Genomic DNA, 16,000 nt, shown 5'->3' with positions numbered 1-16,000 from the left:
TACGCCACGACGGCTAAGGTTAAACGCCTTGCTCCAAGCGCGTACTGGCGCTGGTGCCCGGACGGCACCGGCCGTATGGTGTTTTTCAGGAGCGTGGCTCACATTGCGCGCTACTTGCCAACTCACAGGGCTTTAGCGAATGCGTTGTGATTCATTGCGGGCCTTTGCCCTTTTCGTTCTGCTGGCAGGCTGCTGTGGCTTGGCTGCGGCTGATGTCAGGCCAACGCAAGTCGCCCAGAACGTTCATGAATTGCAGGTAGGTGCCGTCGAATATGTCGTCGGCCACAGCGAGGCGGACTTCGAAACCGCCCATGTTGCGGCCTGGGACTGGCAGCCGCTGCAACGACCCAACCTGAAAAAGCAGCCACAGGGCGTATGGCTGCGCTTCATGCTGCACAACACGACCGCACCGCCCGGTACCTGGTATCTCAGCCTGAAATGGCCGGTGCTGGACGAGGTGCGCGTGCGCCTGTTCTATCCGACCCGTAACCAGTGGGGGCCGCCGATGCGGGCCGGGGACACCGTGCCGATGCGCGAGCGGCCCCAGGCCGACCACAACTTCGTCTACCCATTCGAACTGCGCGCCGAAGAAACGGCCGTGGTTTATCTGCATGTGCGGGCAGGCGAACTGATCGTCCTGCCGTTGGCCATCGCCGATGAGACGGGCTTCATTGCCGCGAAGATCGCCGACGTTGCGATGACCAGTCTGTTCTTCGGCGGCATGTTAGTGATCCTGCTCTACAACTGCAGCCTGTTCCTATTCACCCGGGACATCAGCTACCTGCTCTACGTCACCTATCTGCTCAGCGCGCTGTTCTACGTGCTGAGCATCACGGGCTTCGGCCAGCTCTTTCTGTGGCCGAACACGTCGGCGTTTTCTAACCGGTTCTATGGCCTTTCAGCGGCGTTGAGTTTCTTCACGCCGCTGCTTTTCGCCACTCGCTTTCTCGACATCAGGCGCTACGGCGGCTGGGTCTGGCACGTAACGCTATTCCTCATCGGCTATTGGGCCGTAGTACTGCTGGCCATAGTCTTCGCCCCGGCGCTGACACACTATCTAGCGATCGGGACGATGGCGCTGGTCCACTGCACGCTCAGCATGGCGGTGACCATCACGCTGTGGATCCGCGGGAATGCCTCGGCCCGTCAGTTCACCATCGCCTGGTCGACCCTGTTGTTCTTCACCGTCGCCCATCTACTGGCCCTGGAAGGCGTACTGCCGCTGAACGCCCTGACCCTCAACGGTCAGCTGATCGGCATGTTCACCGAGTTCGTGTTGCTCTCGATGGCGCTGGCCGAGCGCATCAATCACGAGCGCGAACATCGAATCGAGGCGCAGAAGAGCGCGCTGCGTTCCTCCGAGGCCCTGGCCCAGGAACGCGAGTCCCGCTTGCGCGCGCAGCAACAGACGCTGGACCTGCAAATGCGCGCCAACGAGGCATTGGAAGCCCGCGTACTCGAACGGACCCAAGCGCTGGAAGAGGCCAAGCGTGGACTGGAGCAGGTAAACGCACAACTGACCCGCATGAGCGTTACCGACGCGCTGACGCAGCTGTCCAACCGCGGCCACTTCGATCTGATGTTCGAACAGGAGATTCGGCGCGCGCAGCGCATCGACGCGCCACTGTCCGTGCTACTGCTGGACATCGACCACTTCAAACAGATCAATGACACCTATGGCCACCCCTTCGGCGACGAGTGCCTGCGCCTGGTGGCCGCCATTCTCAAACAGCACGGACAGCGCGCCGGCGATGTGGTGGCGCGCTACGGCGGCGAGGAGTTCGTCATTGCACTACCGGGTGTCAACAGCTGCCAGGCCCGCGAGCAGGCCGAGCGCATCCGCGCGGCGGTGGCGGAGCTGCACCCGACCTACGGCGATACTCGCATCGATCTGACGATCAGCATCGGCGTGGCCACGCTGAATCCACGGGCGCCTTGCTCGACGGTCCAGCTGCTGGCCGAAGCCGATGCCGCGCTCTACCGAGCCAAACGCAATGGCCGTAACCAGGTGACGGTCGCCGACGCGCGCGAGCCGAGCTGACTCAGTCGAGCGTCGACGCAAAGCGCAGCCTGACCAGCAGGCCGCCCAGCGTGCCCTGACCCAACTCGATGGTGGCGCGATGGGCGCGGCTGATCTCGCCGACGATGGCCAGCCCGAGCCCGGCGCCCTGACCCTTTTGCTGCACACGGTAGAAGCGCGCGAAGACCTTCTCGCGCTCCTCGGGCGCGATTCCCGGACCATCGTCTTCGACTTCCAGCACGCCATCTTCCTTCACCCGCAGCACCACGTTGCCGCCAACGGGCGTATGTGCCAGCGCATTGTCCAGCAGGTTGCTCAGCAGCTCGCTGAGCAGCGTCGGCTCGCCGTGAATCCACACCGGGCGATCCGCTTCGAGGGCGATGGCGACGCCACGCTTGTGCGCCAGCGCGGCCATCGCCAGCCCGAGCTCGCGGGCCAGCTGGCTCAAGTCGAGGCGTTGCGCGCCACCCTCGGCAATCGACTGCGCGCCGCTTTCGATGCGCGCCAGAGACAGCAGCTGGTTGGCCAGATGAATGACCCGGTCGGTATGCGCCTCGGCTTCTTCGAGGGTTTCCAGCCAGCGCTGCGGTTGCTGTTCGCGCAGACCCAGCTCGATGCGCGCCTTGAGAGCCGCCAGCGGCGTGCGTAGCTCGTGCGAGGCATCGGCAATGAACTGCGCCTGGCGTTCGAACTGGCCGCGCAGGCGTTCGGTGAAATGATTGAGCGCGGCCACCAGAGGCTTGAGTTCGCGCTGCACCGTCACCAGCGGCAACGGACGCAAATCGTCCGGCTGGCGCAGTTCGACCGCCTCGCTGAGCTTGCCCAGCGGACGCAACGCGGCGCTCACCGCCAGCCACACCAGCAGCAGCGCCGTGATCGCCAGCAAGCCGACCCGCCACAGGGTGTCGGTGAGCAGACTGCGCGCCATGCGTTCACGGGCACCGAGGGTTTCGGCCACGCGAATTTCGGCGATGCCGTTGAGCTCCGGCTCGCTGACCGGCTGCAACAGACTGACCAGACGCACACCCTCGCCCTTGAACTCGCCGTCATAGAACCGGGCCAACGCAGGATAGTCGTCGGTGCGCCGAATATCGGCGCCTGGTGCTGGAAGATCTTCGTAACCGCTGACCAGGCGGCCGCTGATATCTAGCACTTGGTAGTAGATACGCCCGGCGCTGTCATAGGCAAAAGTATCCAGCGCCACATAAGGCACGTTGGCGCGCAGCTTGCCGTCATTGGTGACCAGCCCGTCGGCGATGGCGCGGGCCGAAGCCAGCAGCGTGCGGTCATAGGCGGTATCGGCGGCGGCGCGGCCATTCCAGTAAGCGCTCCAGCCGCTGAACAGCAGTAACAGCGCCAGCAGCACCGCCAGCCGGCGCAGCAGTCGTCCGCGCAGGCTGCCGACCTCAGCCATCGGTGGCCTCGAGCAGATAGCCGAGACCGCGGAAGGTGACGATGCGCACCGGCTGACCCTCGAGCTTCTTGCGCAGACGGTGAATGTATATCTCGATGGCGTCAGCGCTGGCGTCCTCATCCAGACCGAAGACCTGCGCGGCGAGCTGATCCTTGCTCATCACCCGCCCAGGACGGGCGATCAACGCCTCGAGCACACCCTGCTCGCGCGAGGTCAGCGCCAGCGGCTCGCCAGCCAGGGTGAAGCGCCGGGCATCCAGATCATGAGCCAGCACGCCGCAACGCTGCTGGCGTTCGCCGCCACCGACGCTGCGCCGCAACAGCGCTTTGACCCGCGCTTCGAGTTCGGACAGCTCGAACGGCTTGGCCAGATAGTCATCGGCGCCGAGGTTGAGCCCGTGCACGCGATCAGTGACCTCGCCGCGCGCGGTGAGCATGAGGACGGGTAGCGTCTTGCCGCGTTCACGCAGCCTCGCCAGCACCTGAAAGCCGTCGAGCCGAGGCAGCCCGACGTCAAGAATCGCCAGCGCATAATCCTCGGTCGCCAGGGCCAGATCGGCCGCCACGCCATCATTGAGCAGGTCCACCGTCCATCCGCCGGCGCGTAGCGCCTGGGCGACGCTTTCAGCCAGTTGGGGATGGTCCTCGACCAGAAGAATCCGCATTGCCTGTCCTCTGCCACACACGGAAAGGAGCGCAAGTGTAGCGACAAGGCACGCTGCACGCTGCTTTCACTGAAAGCCTGGCGAAAGTTTCGCCGCCTAGGATCGCCTGCAGGTGGCTCGAACCACCTGCTACGGCACATCGCCGTCACAACAAAAACAAGAATGGAGATACAGGATGCTGACTGCCGTCAGAACTAAACCCGCATACGCTCGCCTTACCCTCGCCGTCGCGGCCGCCTCGCTGTCGCCCCTGGTGCAGGCCGATTTCCTCGAAGACAGCAGCGCCACGCTGCAGACTCACAACATCTACCTGAATCGTGATTTTCGCGAAGGGGATGGTCAGTCCAAACGTGAGGAATGGTCGCAGGGCTTTCTGCTCAATATCGAATCCGGTTTCACCGAAGGCACCGTGGGCTTCGGCCTCGATGCCATGGGCATGCTCGGCATCAAGCTGGACTCCGGCGGCGGCCGCACCGGCACCGATCTGCTCCCGGTGCATGACGATGGCAGCACCCCGGATGAATTCAGCCGCCTCGGGCTGACGGCCAAGGCGAAGATTTCCGAGACGGAGCTGCGCTACGGCAGCCATATCCCCGAAACGCCGGTGGTGATGGCCAGCGACAGCCGCACCCTGCCCCAGGTGTTCGAAGGCACGATGCTGGTGTCTCAGGACGTGACCGGCCTGACCCTGAGCGGTGGACGTCTGGACAAGGTCATCGATCGCGCCTCGACCAACTCCCAGGATCTGCAGCTGAACAACAAGAATGGTCGTTTCGACAGCTCCGCCGAAGCCGATCATCTGACCTTCGCCGGAGCCAAGTACGAATTCAGCGATCGGTTCACCGGCACCTATTACGCGGCGGAGCTGGACGACATCTACCGTCAGCACTTCTTCAATCTGCAAATGGTTCAGCCGCTGGGCGAGGCCTCCGCGCTGACCGCCGACCTGCGGCTGATGATCAGCGACGACACCGGCGCGGCCAATGCCGGCAAGATCGACAACCAGGCCTGGAACGGGATGGTCGGTTACAGCCTGGGCGGCCACAAGGTCAGCCTCGCCTATCAGCAAATGAACGGTGACACCGGCTACGCCTACATTGATGGCGGCGACCCGTACCTGGTCAACTTCGTCCAGATCAACGACTTCGCCAATGCCGAAGAACGCTCCTGGCAAGCCCGTTACGATTACAACTTCGCCTCCATCGGCATCCCTGGGCTCACCTTCCTGACCCGCTACATCTCCGGCGACAACGCCGAGTACACCGGCGGCAGCAACGGCAGCGAGTGGGAGCGCGACATCGAACTCAAGTACGTGGTGCAGAGCGGGCCGCTGAAGAATGTCGCGGTGCGCATGCGTAACGCCATGTTCCGCTCCGATTTCGCCCGCGATGCCGATGAAAACCGTCTGATCGTCAGCTACAGCCTGCCGATCTGGTAAAGCGCCCACAATAAGAATCAAAAGGAGACACTATGAAAACCGCTATCCGCCGTATCGCCCTGCTCTCGTCCTGCCTGGTCCTGTCCAGCCAGTTGTTCGCCGAGCCCAAGCGCCCCGAATGCATCGCCCCGGCCAAACCCGGCGGCGCCTTCGACCTGACCTGCAAACTGGCCCAGAGCGGTCTGAAGGATGAACGCCTGCTCGAGGCGCCGATGCGCGTTACCTACATGCCCGGCGGTGTCGGTGCCGTGGCCTACAACGCGGTGATCGCCCAGCGCGCCGACGATCCGGCGACCATCACGGCGTTCTCCAGCGGCTCGCTGTTGAACCTGGCGCAGGGCAAGTTCGGTCGCTATGATGAAACCAACGTGCGCTGGCTGGCCGGCATCGGCACCGACTACGGCGCCATTTCGGTACGCGCCGACGCGCCTTACCAGAACCTCGACGACCTGATTGCCGCAGTCAAGAAAGATCCCAGCAGTGTGGTCTTCGGTGCCGGCGCCACCATTGGTGGCCAGGACTGGATGCAGACCGCGCTGATCGCCCGCGCCGCTGGCGTCGATCCGAAGAAACTGCGCTATGTCGCCTTCGAGGGCGGCGGCGAAACTCTCACCGCCATGCTCGGCGGTCATGTCCAGATCACCAGCAGCGGTTTGGCCGAGGTCGCGCCACAGCTCGAAGCCGGCAAGATTCGCATCCTCGCGGTGCTTTCCGATGACCGTCTGCCAGGCAAGATGTCGGACATTCCGACCGCCAAGGAACAGGGCTACGACATCAGCTGGCCGGTAATTCGCGGCTTCTACATGGGCCCGGAAGTCAGCGATGAAGACTTCAACTGGTGGAAGACGCAGTTCGACAGCCTGCTCGCCACTGAAGGGTTCGCCAGGCTGCGCGAGCAACGTGACCTGTTCCCGCTGTCGATGACCGGGGATGAGCTCACCGCCCTGGTCAACAAGCAGGTGACTGATTACAAGGCTCTCGCCGCCGAGTTCGGCCTGGTCAAGTAACACCCCGCTTGCAGTGGCCTCCGGATGGGAGCCGCTGCCGGCTCCTCTCGAGGTAACCCCCATGTACGTTCGTGTCTTCGCCGCGGCGTGGCTGCTCGCCTGCGCCGGTCTAGCGCTGCTCGCCTGGAGTTTCGAGGCGCCTTTCGCCTACGACCCGGTCGGCCCGCGCGCCTACCCGCTTCTGCTGCTGTTTCTGATGGGCTGCGGCGCGCTCTGGCTGCTCTGCAAACCACACGGGGAACCGACGCCTCCGTTCGATTGGATGATGGCCCGGCGAGCCCTGTTTTGCGTGTTGGTCCTGCTGGGCTACGCGCTGCTGTTCGAGACGCTCGGCTTCGTCATTACCACGGCACTGGCCACCTTCGCCCTGGGCCTGCTGTTCAACGGACGCCTGTGGCCCTGCCTGATCAGTGGCGTACTGATGGGCGTGCTGCTCTTCGGCCTGTTCGACCTGTTGCTTGATGTGCCGCTGCCGCTGGGCGTGCTGCGCTTGCTGGAGAGCTGAAAATGGAAACCTTGAACTTCTTGATGCAGGGCTTCGATGTCGCCACGCGGCCGACGAACCTGCTGGTGGCGCTGTTCGGCGCCTTCGTCGGCACCGTTGTCGGTCTGCTGCCGGGGCTGGGTCCGATCAATGGCGTGGCCTTGCTGCTACCCCTGGCCTTTGCCCTGGGCCTGCCGCCGGAAACCGCGCTGATCCTGCTGGCTGCGGTGTACCTGGGCTGCGAATACGGCGGCCGTATCTCGGCGATCCTGCTCAACGTCCCCGGCGACGCCGCGGCAGTGATGACCACCCTCGACGGCTATCCGCTGGCACGTCAGGGCAAAGCTGGTATCGCGCTGTCGCTGTCGGCAGTCAGTTCGTTCATCGGCAGCACCATCGCCACCTGTGGCGTGGTGCTGTTCGCGCCGCTGCTGGCGAAATGGGCGGTGGCCTTCGGCCCGGCGGAATACTTCGTGCTGATGATCTTCGCCATCGCCTGTCTTGGCGGCATGGTCGGTGACAAGCCGGTGAAAACCCTGATGGCGGCGCTGATCGGCCTGGGCCTGGCCACCGTCGGCGTGGACTCGACCACCGGTGTCTACCGCTTTACTTTCGGCAGCGTCAGCCTGTCGGATGGCATTCAGTTCGTCATCGTGGTGATCGGCTTCTTCAGCGTCAGCGAAGTGCTGCTGATGCTGGAAAAGACCCACAGCGGGCAGAAAGCGGTAAAGGCCAGCGGACGCCTGCTGTTCAACTTCAAGGAGTTCTGCCTGACGTTCTGGACCATGGTGCGCAGCGCCCTGGCCGGCTTCGTCATCGGCACCCTGCCCGGCGCCGGCGCCACTATCGCCAGTGCCATGACCTACATGAGCGAGAAGCGCATGGCCGGTGAAAAGGGCCGGTTCGGTGATGGCGACTTGCGTGGTCTGGCCGCCCCGGAAGCCGCCAATAACGCTTCCGCCTGCGGATCGCTGATTCCGATGCTCACCCTGGGCGTGCCCGGCTCGGGTACCACGGCGGTGATGATCGGCGCGTTGACGCTGTACAACATCACGCCTGGCCCGCTGCTATTCGAACAGCAGCCCGACGTGGTCTGGGGTCTGATCGCCTCGCTGTTCATCGGCAACGTCATTCTACTGGTCATGAACATTCCGCTGGTCGGGCTGTTCTCCAAGATGCTCAGCGTCCCCAACTGGGTGCTGGTGCCGGCAATCACCGCCATCAGCGTGGTCGGCGTCTATTCGGTGCACAGCACGACGTTCGACCTGGTACTGATGGTCGGCCTCGGGGTATTTGGTTATCTGCTGCGCAAGCTGGAGTTCCCGCTGTCGGCACTGATCCTCGGTTTCGTCCTCGGCGAGATGATGGAAGACAACCTGCGCCGCGCACTGTCGATCTCCGCAGGCGATCTGGGCATCCTCTGGGGCAGCCCGATCACCCTCGTGCTGTGGGCGATGGCCGCGCTGATGCTGGCAATGCCCGGCCTGCGCTGGTGGCGTCAACGCAGCCGCGCCAAATTGAACGAGGCGCACGCCTGACATGCCGCAGCGCAGGCTTCCAGCCTGGTGGGCGACGCCTCTGGTCGGCGCCATCGGCGGCTGGCTGGCAAGCCTGGCGAACTGGCCGTTGCCCTGGATGGTCGGTTCGCTGTTGGCAGTCATCGCGGTGCGCTGCAGTGGCTGGCTGGTAAAGGAAGTCCCCTATGGACGGCAAACCGGGCAATGGTTGATCGCCAGCGCCATCGGCCTGCATTTCACCAGTGAGGTCATGCAGCAGGTCATCGAGCACTTCGGCGTGATCCTCGCCGGCGCGCTGGGCACCCTGCTGCTGAGCCTGATCGGCCTCGCCATTCTCCTGCGCAGCGGCACCGACCGCGCCACCGCGTTCTTCTCCAGCATGCCGGGCGGCGCCAGCGAGATGGTCAATCTGGCCGGACGCCATGCCGCACAGCCGGCAATGGTCGCCGCCGCCCACAGCCTGCGCTTGCTGCTGGTGGTGCTGATCGTCCCAGCGCTGTTCACCTGGAGCCTGCCGCCAGTGGATGCCCCACCACCAGCGCCTGTGAGCTGGCCGTGGCTGGCGGTGTTGCTGCCAGCTGGCGCGCTGCTGGCTCTGCTATGGAAGAAGTTCGGTCAACCCAACCCCTGGATGCTTGGGCCTCTGACCGCTTGCGCTGCAGCCAGCGTTGGCTTCGATCTGCATTTAGGCCTGCCGGATGGGGTAGGCCAGTTCGGCCAATGGCTGATCGGATGCTCGCTGGGTTGTCACTTCGACCGACCGTTCTTTCGCAGCGCGCCTCGATTCCTGCTGCGTATCCTGTTGTTCACGCTGCTGGCGATGCTCGCCGCAGCGGGTCTAGCCGAGGCGCTGGGCTGGGCGGCGACGCTGAACCAGACGTCGCTGATGCTGGGGATGATGCCGGGCGGCATCACCGAGCTCTGCCTGACGGCCGAAGCGTTGCAATTATCAGTGGCGCTGGTGACGGCGCTACAGGTGCTGAGATTGTTTCTGGTGATGTTTCTAGCCGAGCCGCTGTTTCGGCTTTGGCAGCGGACCACGCTTTAACCCGCCGATCGCGGGTTCTTTTTATCGATTGGCACTTGGTATCTGCCGTGCGCGCAATGGCGCGCTGCGCCGCTTTACCCAAAGAACCAGTAGCAGACCAGGATCGCCGCCGTAATCCCGGCGAAGTCCGCCACCAACGCGCACCCCACCGCATGCCGCGCACGCTGGATGCCGACCGCACCGAAATACACGGCAAGCACATAGAAGGTGGTCTCGGTGCTGCCTTGCACCGTCGCCGCGATCAGCGCCGGGAAGCTGTCGACGCCGTGGTTCTGCATGGTCTCGATCAGCATCGCCCGCGCCGCGCTGCCGGAGAAGGGTTTGACCAGCGCCGTGGGCAGCGCATCGACGAAACGGGTATCCCAGCCCAGTGCTTCGATCAGCCAGCGAATGCCATCCAGTCCGTAATCCAGCGCGCCGGAAGCGCGCAGCACGCCGATGGCACAGAGCATGGCGATGAGATAGGGCAGCAGATTTTTGGAAACCTCAAAACCTTCCTGGGCGCCCTCGATGAAGCTCTCGTAGACCGGCACCTTACGCAGCGCCCCGACGACCAGAAAGCCGATGATCAGCCCGAACAGCGTGAGATTGCCCAGCAGCGATGACAACGATGCCAGCGCGGTGGCCGAGAGCCCGGCGAGCAGCGCCATGAAGCCGCCAAGCAGCAGCGCACCAGGAATGAAATAGGCGAGCACCACCGGGTCCCAGATGCGCAGTCGCTGTACCAACGCCACCGCCAGCAGACCCGCCAGGGAGGAGGCGGTGGTTGCCAGCAGGATCGGCAGAAACACCAGAGTCGGATCTTCGGCGCCCTGCTGCACGCGGTACATGAAGATCGAAACCGGCAGCAACGTCAGCGATGAGGTGTTAAGTACGAGAAAAAGGATCTGCGCGTTGCTTGCGACCGTCTTGCTGGGATTAAGCTCCTGCAGTGCACGCATGGCGCGCAGGCCGATGGGCGTCGCGGCGTTGTCCAGGCCAAGACCATTGGCGGCGAAGTTGAGCGTGATCAGCCCCAAGGCCGGGTGCCCGGCCGGCACCTCGGGCATCAGCCGGCGAAACAGCGGCCCCAGCATGCGCGCCAGCACGTCGATCAAACCCGCCTTTTCGGCAATGCGCAGGAACCCCAGCCAGAGCGTCAGGGTGCCGAACAGCACAATCATGATTTCCACGGCCAGCTTGGCCATGGCAAACAGGCTCTCGACCAGTGCGGCGAATACCGCCGGATCGCCGCCCAGCAGCCAGCGTCCAAGCGCGGCAACGGTGGCGATCAGAAAAAAGCCCAGCCAGAGGCCGTTGAGCATGTGAGTCTCCGATTTTGACTGCACGCGATGATAGCGGTGCGGCTGATGAACAGCCATGCGCACACGTCTGAGACGTTCGGAGGAACGAGGAGGAAGCTGCGGCACAGCCCAAGGGAGATGACAATAACTACGCTGCGCCCGAACAATCTGCTGGCATGAGCGCCGGTCGATCCTGAACCGATATGATCCTGAACCAACATCTCGAAAGGGAGTGCGAACGCTGAAGCGATCGCAAGCCGAAGGTGGTGACTCCACCTTCGGTTGCCTTTTGCTGAGCCTGGTCCCTGAAGAGGGCACTCCATGTACCCTTAGGTCACTCCGTCGAACAGAGCGTCCCGACCCCTTGGCTTCCCCGCTACGCGGGCTGACTGGTGTTCGCTGGGCGAATCACCTCAGTCTTTGTAGGCCCGCGCAACCACCATGCGAAGGCACTGAATTCTGGCATCCCGCCTTTACTACATCCGTTGGCGTTGCAGCCGCCCTCGCGGGCGGCATCACTGCATCAGACACGCGGACCGCGACCTCGGCCGAAGATCAGCGAAGCGACGAACAGCACCAGGAAAACCACGAACAGGATCTTGGCGATACCCGTTGCAGTGCCAGCGATACCACCGAAGCCCAGTACCGCGGCGATGATGGCGATGATCAGAAATGTAATAGCCCAGCTCAGCATGGTGTTACCTCTCTTCGGTTCAAGACATCTTTTGCGGGACCGATATCAGCAATGGATCAGCTCGCGGTTTACCACTAAAAAACCCAGCGTTGCTCCGACCGCACCTGCATGTAATCAATCGTCTTCGGTGCAGGGCCGGTTTGCACGATCCCTACTGGTTGAGCGTCATACATCCGGATTCGTTCCGCTGACTCATGCTGTGCCTGGCTGAGCGGTTGCGACATCGGACGCTCGGCACCAACGATGAGAGTAACTACAGCTGCGGTTAGAAAACCTTTGCCAACCAGTGAGAAACGCGCCTGACGATTCATCCTCAAACTCCTTCTAAGCATGCGGGGCATGTCTGTCTTACCCTCTGTCTTGCTTATTACAGTGCAGACGTCATGCCAGCCTTAAAAGATCTTATTTTTGCTTTGTTTTCAATTAGTTAGATTGCCTATTAGTCCGATCGTCAACTTATATTGCACGATGCCTGCTTCGTTCACCGTGCGATTTGCACGACGGACTAATCCCGCCCTCACGCTCAATGGGCCGAGCCGTGGTTGAGCCTGTGAATCTTCTCGTGGCAGGCGCGTATTTTCGGCAGTTCGATCGCTAGCAACGCCCTCACATCCGGTTCGGCGATTTTCAGGGCATCCTCGAACGCGGCTAGGATGCGTTCCTCCGTCTGATCCAGCTGATCGATGTACACGGCATCGGCATCACCGAGGCGCGCTTTGGTGTCGGCATACATCTCGCGTAATTTGCCGGCGGTGGTGCCGCCCTGGGCCGGTTGCTCCTGGTTGGCAGCGACTTTCACCGACAGCGCCTGAATGATGTGGGTCTTGGCCTGCGCGAGGTCACGGAACAGATGCTGCAACTCGACGTCCTTTACGACCTCAAGCGCGTGTTGGTAGAAATGCTGGCCGTCGCGGGTGATCTCGATAAGCTCGTTGAGCTGACTCATGTTCTGGTTCATATGGCCTCCGGGATGACTGCTACGATGCGCGAACCGAAGCCGGTCGAGCGCGTTCCGAAGGTTTGGCCGCAAGCTGCGTGCCAGACGAACGCAAAGCCCGGTGCCTTCATAATCAAACACTTGCGCGAGCGTTCCGCTTGATGATTGATTGCAGGGTGCAGGAAAGGCCCAATGACACCGTGCAACTTGCAAGCCTTTTCGTAGACTAAAGCAGGCGCCAACATAGGCTCGGCGATCCGAGCACTCGACAAGACACGACTATCCACCCGATTCGCCAGCAAAGACCGCCTTTGCCTGACTGGAGCATCCATGGACCAAACGACCGACAGCGGTGGGCGCATTCTCCTGGTAGATGACGAAGCCGCGATCCTGCGTACTTTCCGCTACTGCCTCGAGGATCGGGGCTACACGGTGGTCACGGCCGCCAGCGCCTCGCAGGCCGAAGCGATTCTGCAACGTCAGGTGTTCGACCTGTGCTTCCTCGATTTACGCCTTGGCGAAGACAACGGCCTCGACGTCCTTCAACAGATGCGTGTACTCGCGCCCTGGATGCGCGTCGTGATCGTCACCGCTCATTCCGCCGTGGATACCGCGGTGGACGCCATGCAGGCCGGCGCTGCGGACTATCTGGTCAAGCCGTGCAGCCCCGAGCAATTGCGCCTGTCAGCCGCCAAGCAGTTGGAGGTCCGCCAGATGGCGGCGCGGCTGGAAGCGCTGGAAGGCGAGGTGCAGAAGCGCAGTGACGCGCTGGGATCTTATAGCCCGGCGATGATGAGCGTCCTGGAGACCGGCCGACAGGTGGCCGACACCGATGCGAACATCCTGATTCTCGGCGAATCCGGTACCGGCAAGGGGGAACTGGCGCGGGCGATCCACAACTGGAGCCGCCGTGCAAAGAAAGCCTTCATCACCATCAACTGTCCATCGCTGTCGGCGGACCTGATGGAAAGCGAGCTGTTCGGGCACAACCGCGGCGCCTTCACCGGCGCGACCGAAAGCACTCTCGGGCGCGTCAACCAGGCTGACGGCGGCACGCTGTTCCTCGACGAAATCGGCGACTTTCCTCTGGCCCTGCAACCCAAGCTGCTCAGGTTCATTCAGGACAAGGAATACGAACGCGTCGGTGATCCGGTCACGCGGCGTGCCGATGTGCGCATCCTCGCCGCGACCAACCTGAATCTTGAGGAAATGGTGCGTGAAGGGCGCTTCCGCGAGGATCTGCTCTATCGCCTGAACGTCATCACCTTGAACCTGCCGCCGATGCGCGAGCGTCCGGAAGACGTTATTGCGCTGGCCGAGCGCTTCCTCGCGTTCTTCGTCAAGAACTACGGTCGCCCAGCCCGTGGCTTCAGCGACAGTGCCATCGCGGCACTGCGAACCTATCGCTGGCCCGGCAACGTGCGCGAACTGCGCAACGTGGTCGAGCGCGCCAGCATCATTTGCCCGCAGGAGATGATCGAAGTCAGCCATCTCGGGCTGGCTGATCAGAACATCAACAACGCACCGCGCATCGGTGAGCCGCTCAGCCTGGAAGATCTGGAGAAAGCGCATATCTCTGGCGTGTTGAGCACCAGCGACACCCTTGAACAGGCCGCCCGAATTCTCGGCATCGACGCCTCGACGCTCTACCGAAAGCGCAAGCAATACGGCTTATGAAAATCCAGATGAAGCTGAGAACCCGTCTCTTCCTGGGCTTCTCGGCATTGATGACCGTCGCACTACTAGGGCTGGTGCTGGCACTGGTCAGCGTGGTGCAGATGGCCCAGAGCCAGGAAAAGCTCATCCGCGACAACTTCGGCGTGATCGAGGTCAACCAGCAATTACGCCAGGCCCTGAGCAATCATCTGCTGCTGTTGGTACGCGAGGAGCGTGACGGCGCCGCGTTCGCAGAATCACGCGAGGTGTTCCAGACGGCATTGTCACGCGGGTTATCCCAGGCAACGAAGGCGACCGACCAACAGGCGTATCGGGCGATCGGAGAGGCATACGCCAGCTTCATCAACGAACTGGAGACGTCCGCGAGCCTGAACTGGACGCTGCTGGAAGACAATGCCCTGAGCCAGTCCTTCAATCGCGTACGTGAACTGATGGTCGAGATGCAGCACAGTGCATACGCCCAGATTCGCGACACCGAGATTCGCAGCCGTGAACGGGCGCAACTGCTGGCCGGGCTGCTCGGTCTGACCGGGATTGCGGTATTGCTGATCGGCTTCATCACTGCGCACAGCTTCGCCCGCCGCTTTGGCGATCCGATCGAACAGCTGTCCGGTGTGGCCGACCAGATCGGTCGCGGCGATTTCAGCATCGACCTGCCCTCCTCGCCCATTGCCGAACTGTCCTCGCTGATCCGCCGCTTCGGTCTGATGGCGCAGGCACTGCACCAATTCAAGCAAACCAATGTCGAAGCGCTGGTCAATGGCCAACAGCGCCTGCAAGCCTTGCTCGATAGCATCGATGACGGCCTGCTGATCGTTGATCGCCAGGGCCGGCTGGAGCATGCCAATCCGGTCGCACAACGGCAGCTGGCGTGGGAAAACGAGCACCTGGGTTCGACACTCGGTCAGGCCCTCGGTTATCCGGAGTTGGACGAGGCCGCGCAACAGGTGCTGGATGACAAGCCATTATCCGGCCCGCCGGAAGATCTGGTGATCGAGGCGGACGGCGAGCGCAGGCTGTTGTCGTGGCGTCTGAGTCCGGTGAATCATCACGACGGACGCATCAGCGGTGCTGTGATGGTCCTCCACGATGTCACCGACCAGCGCACCTTCGAGCGCGTACGCAACGAGTTCGTCCTGCGCGCTTCGCACGAGCTGCGTACTCCGGTTACCGGCATGCAGATGGCATTCAGCCTGCTGCGCGAGCGGACGCACTATCCGGACAGTAGCCGCGAGGCCGACCTGTTCAGCACCGTGCATGAAGAAATGCAGCGTCTGGTCACGCTGATCAACGATCTGCTGAATTTCTCGCGTTACCAGAGCGGCCAACAAAAACTCGAGCGCGAGCCATGCAACCCGACCGAGCTTCTCGAGCAAGCGCGCCAGCGTTTCCAGGCCGCAGCGGCGCAGAGCGATATCGATATCGAGCTGGAACTGCAGGAGCCGCTGCCCAACCTGCTGCTGGACCGACAACAGATGGAGCGGGTGCTCGACAATCTTCTCAGCAACGCACTGCGGCACACCCCCGAGGGTGGCGAAATCCGCCTGCTGGCGCGGCACCACGGCGAGCGGGTCATCCTCAGCGTCGAAGACAATGGCGAAGGGATTCCCTACAGCCAGCAGGCGAGGATTTTCGAGCCGTTCGTGCAGATTGGTCGCCGCCGCGGTGGTGCCGGACTAGGGCTGGCCTTATGCAAGGAAATTGCCCAACTGCATGGTGGTCGTATCGGCGTGCATTCGCGAATCGGTCACGGCACCATCTTCTACATCGCCCTGCCGATCTGAGCCAAGCAGGGCCTAGAAGAACAATCAGGAGCC

14 protein-coding genes are annotated in these 16,000 nt (G+C 62.7%); 8 read left to right on the top strand and 6 right to left on the bottom strand.

The window, feature by feature from the left end; translation table 11 throughout:
• Nucleotides 1-139 precede the first annotated feature (139 nt).
• A complete protein-coding gene (locus E0D86_RS17640) occupies nucleotides 140-2,041 on the top strand; it encodes a diguanylate cyclase (RefSeq protein ID WP_131651350.1) in 1,902 nt (633 codons plus the stop codon).
• A 1-nt stretch (nucleotide 2,042) separates the two neighbouring features.
• Here the strand turns inward: E0D86_RS17640 and E0D86_RS17635 are convergent, their stop codons facing one another.
• Both E0D86_RS17635 and E0D86_RS17630 read right to left on the bottom strand, forming a co-directional pair.
• A complete protein-coding gene (locus tag E0D86_RS17635) occupies nucleotides 2,043-3,434 on the bottom strand; it encodes a sensor histidine kinase (protein WP_131651349.1) in 1,392 nt (463 codons plus the stop codon).
• Nucleotides 3,427-4,098 (bottom strand): response regulator, encoded by a 672-nt coding sequence (locus E0D86_RS17630; protein ID WP_131651348.1) that lies wholly within the window; start codon nucleotides 4,096-4,098, stop codon nucleotides 3,427-3,429. Before E0D86_RS17630 ends, E0D86_RS17635 begins: the two co-directional genes overlap by 8 nt.
• A 175-nt stretch (nucleotides 4,099-4,273) precedes the next feature.
• Here E0D86_RS17630 and E0D86_RS17625 point away from each other — a divergent pair, with 175 nt between their 5' ends.
• The 5 genes from E0D86_RS17625 to E0D86_RS17605 all read left to right on the top strand — a co-directional run bounded on the left by E0D86_RS17625 (nucleotide 4,274) and on the right by E0D86_RS17605 (nucleotide 9,592).
• Nucleotides 4,274-5,536 (top strand): OprD family porin, encoded by a 1,263-nt coding sequence (locus E0D86_RS17625; protein WP_131651347.1) that lies wholly within the window; start codon nucleotides 4,274-4,276, stop codon nucleotides 5,534-5,536.
• A gap of 32 nt (nucleotides 5,537-5,568) precedes the next feature.
• Nucleotides 5,569-6,543: a tripartite tricarboxylate transporter substrate binding protein gene (locus E0D86_RS17620; RefSeq protein WP_131651346.1), complete on the top strand. Its 975-nt coding sequence runs from the start codon at nucleotides 5,569-5,571 to the stop codon at nucleotides 6,541-6,543.
• 61 nt (nucleotides 6,544-6,604) lie between these two features.
• A complete protein-coding gene (locus E0D86_RS17615) occupies nucleotides 6,605-7,048 on the top strand; it encodes a tripartite tricarboxylate transporter TctB family protein (protein ID WP_131651345.1) in 444 nt (147 codons plus the stop codon).
• A 2-nt stretch (nucleotides 7,049-7,050) separates the two neighbouring features.
• The gene (locus E0D86_RS17610) at nucleotides 7,051-8,565 is read left to right on the top strand and encodes a tripartite tricarboxylate transporter permease (protein WP_131651344.1); all 1,515 of its coding nucleotides are present in this window, start codon (nucleotides 7,051-7,053) and stop codon (nucleotides 8,563-8,565) included.
• A 1-nt stretch (nucleotide 8,566) separates the two neighbouring features.
• The gene (locus E0D86_RS17605) at nucleotides 8,567-9,592 is read left to right on the top strand and encodes an AbrB family transcriptional regulator (RefSeq protein ID WP_131651343.1); all 1,026 of its coding nucleotides are present in this window, start codon (nucleotides 8,567-8,569) and stop codon (nucleotides 9,590-9,592) included.
• A gap of 74 nt (nucleotides 9,593-9,666) precedes the next feature.
• On the opposite strand, the gene E0D86_RS17600 is transcribed toward E0D86_RS17605, so the two are convergent.
• The 4 genes from E0D86_RS17600 to E0D86_RS17585 form a co-directional block, all read right to left on the bottom strand.
• On the bottom strand, nucleotides 9,667-10,896 hold the full coding sequence (locus tag E0D86_RS17600) for a nucleoside recognition domain-containing protein (RefSeq protein ID WP_131651342.1): 1,230 nt from the start codon (nucleotides 10,894-10,896) through the stop codon (nucleotides 9,667-9,669).
• 502 nt (nucleotides 10,897-11,398) lie between these two features.
• The gene (locus E0D86_RS17595) at nucleotides 11,399-11,569 is read right to left on the bottom strand and encodes a DUF1328 domain-containing protein (RefSeq protein ID WP_003282841.1); all 171 of its coding nucleotides are present in this window, start codon (nucleotides 11,567-11,569) and stop codon (nucleotides 11,399-11,401) included.
• Between the two features lie 74 nt (nucleotides 11,570-11,643).
• Complete coding sequence (locus tag E0D86_RS17590; RefSeq protein ID WP_131651341.1) at nucleotides 11,644-11,880, bottom strand: hypothetical protein; 237 nt, start codon at nucleotides 11,878-11,880, stop codon at nucleotides 11,644-11,646.
• Between the two features lie 212 nt (nucleotides 11,881-12,092).
• A complete protein-coding gene (locus E0D86_RS17585; RefSeq protein ID WP_131651340.1) occupies nucleotides 12,093-12,527 on the bottom strand; it encodes a PA2169 family four-helix-bundle protein in 435 nt (144 codons plus the stop codon).
• A gap of 309 nt (nucleotides 12,528-12,836) precedes the next feature.
• Here E0D86_RS17585 and algB point away from each other — a divergent pair, with 309 nt between their 5' ends.
• The gene (gene algB / locus E0D86_RS17580; protein ID WP_131651339.1) at nucleotides 12,837-14,183 is read left to right on the top strand and encodes a sigma-54-dependent response regulator transcription factor AlgB; all 1,347 of its coding nucleotides are present in this window, start codon (nucleotides 12,837-12,839) and stop codon (nucleotides 14,181-14,183) included.
• A complete protein-coding gene (locus E0D86_RS17575; RefSeq protein ID WP_131651338.1) occupies nucleotides 14,180-15,967 on the top strand; it encodes a KinB sensor domain-containing domain in 1,788 nt (595 codons plus the stop codon). Before algB ends, E0D86_RS17575 begins: the two co-directional genes overlap by 4 nt.
• Nucleotides 15,968-16,000: the final 33 nt, after the last annotated feature.

Source organism: Pseudomonas sp. IC_126, from assembly GCF_004331835.1.
Lineage (GTDB): Bacteria > Pseudomonadota > Gammaproteobacteria > Pseudomonadales > Pseudomonadaceae > Stutzerimonas.
This window is presented reverse-complemented; position numbering and strand designations above follow the sequence as displayed.

Excerpts from the sequence above, each read along its gene's own strand:
- E0D86_RS17640 (WP_131651350.1), top strand. The coding sequence starts at position 140 with ATGCGTTGTGATTCATTGCGGGCCTTTGCCCTTTTCGTTCTGCTGGCA.
- E0D86_RS17635 (WP_131651349.1), bottom strand. The coding sequence starts at position 3,434 with ATGGCTGAGGTCGGCAGCCTGCGCGGACGACTGCTGCGCCGGCTGGCG.
- E0D86_RS17630 (WP_131651348.1), bottom strand. The coding sequence starts at position 4,098 with ATGCGGATTCTTCTGGTCGAGGACCATCCCCAACTGGCTGAAAGCGTC.
- E0D86_RS17625 (WP_131651347.1), top strand. The coding sequence starts at position 4,274 with ATGCTGACTGCCGTCAGAACTAAACCCGCATACGCTCGCCTTACCCTC.
- E0D86_RS17620 (WP_131651346.1), top strand. The coding sequence starts at position 5,569 with ATGAAAACCGCTATCCGCCGTATCGCCCTGCTCTCGTCCTGCCTGGTC.
- E0D86_RS17615 (WP_131651345.1), top strand. The coding sequence starts at position 6,605 with ATGTACGTTCGTGTCTTCGCCGCGGCGTGGCTGCTCGCCTGCGCCGGT.
- E0D86_RS17610 (WP_131651344.1), top strand. The coding sequence starts at position 7,051 with ATGGAAACCTTGAACTTCTTGATGCAGGGCTTCGATGTCGCCACGCGG.
- E0D86_RS17605 (WP_131651343.1), top strand. The coding sequence starts at position 8,567 with ATGCCGCAGCGCAGGCTTCCAGCCTGGTGGGCGACGCCTCTGGTCGGC.
- E0D86_RS17600 (WP_131651342.1), bottom strand. The coding sequence starts at position 10,896 with ATGCTCAACGGCCTCTGGCTGGGCTTTTTTCTGATCGCCACCGTTGCC.
- E0D86_RS17595 (WP_003282841.1), bottom strand. The coding sequence starts at position 11,569 with ATGCTGAGCTGGGCTATTACATTTCTGATCATCGCCATCATCGCCGCG.
- E0D86_RS17590 (WP_131651341.1), bottom strand. The coding sequence starts at position 11,880 with ATGAATCGTCAGGCGCGTTTCTCACTGGTTGGCAAAGGTTTTCTAACC.
- E0D86_RS17585 (WP_131651340.1), bottom strand. The coding sequence starts at position 12,527 with ATGAACCAGAACATGAGTCAGCTCAACGAGCTTATCGAGATCACCCGC.
- algB (WP_131651339.1), top strand. The coding sequence starts at position 12,837 with ATGGACCAAACGACCGACAGCGGTGGGCGCATTCTCCTGGTAGATGAC.
- E0D86_RS17575 (WP_131651338.1), top strand. The coding sequence starts at position 14,180 with ATGAAAATCCAGATGAAGCTGAGAACCCGTCTCTTCCTGGGCTTCTCG.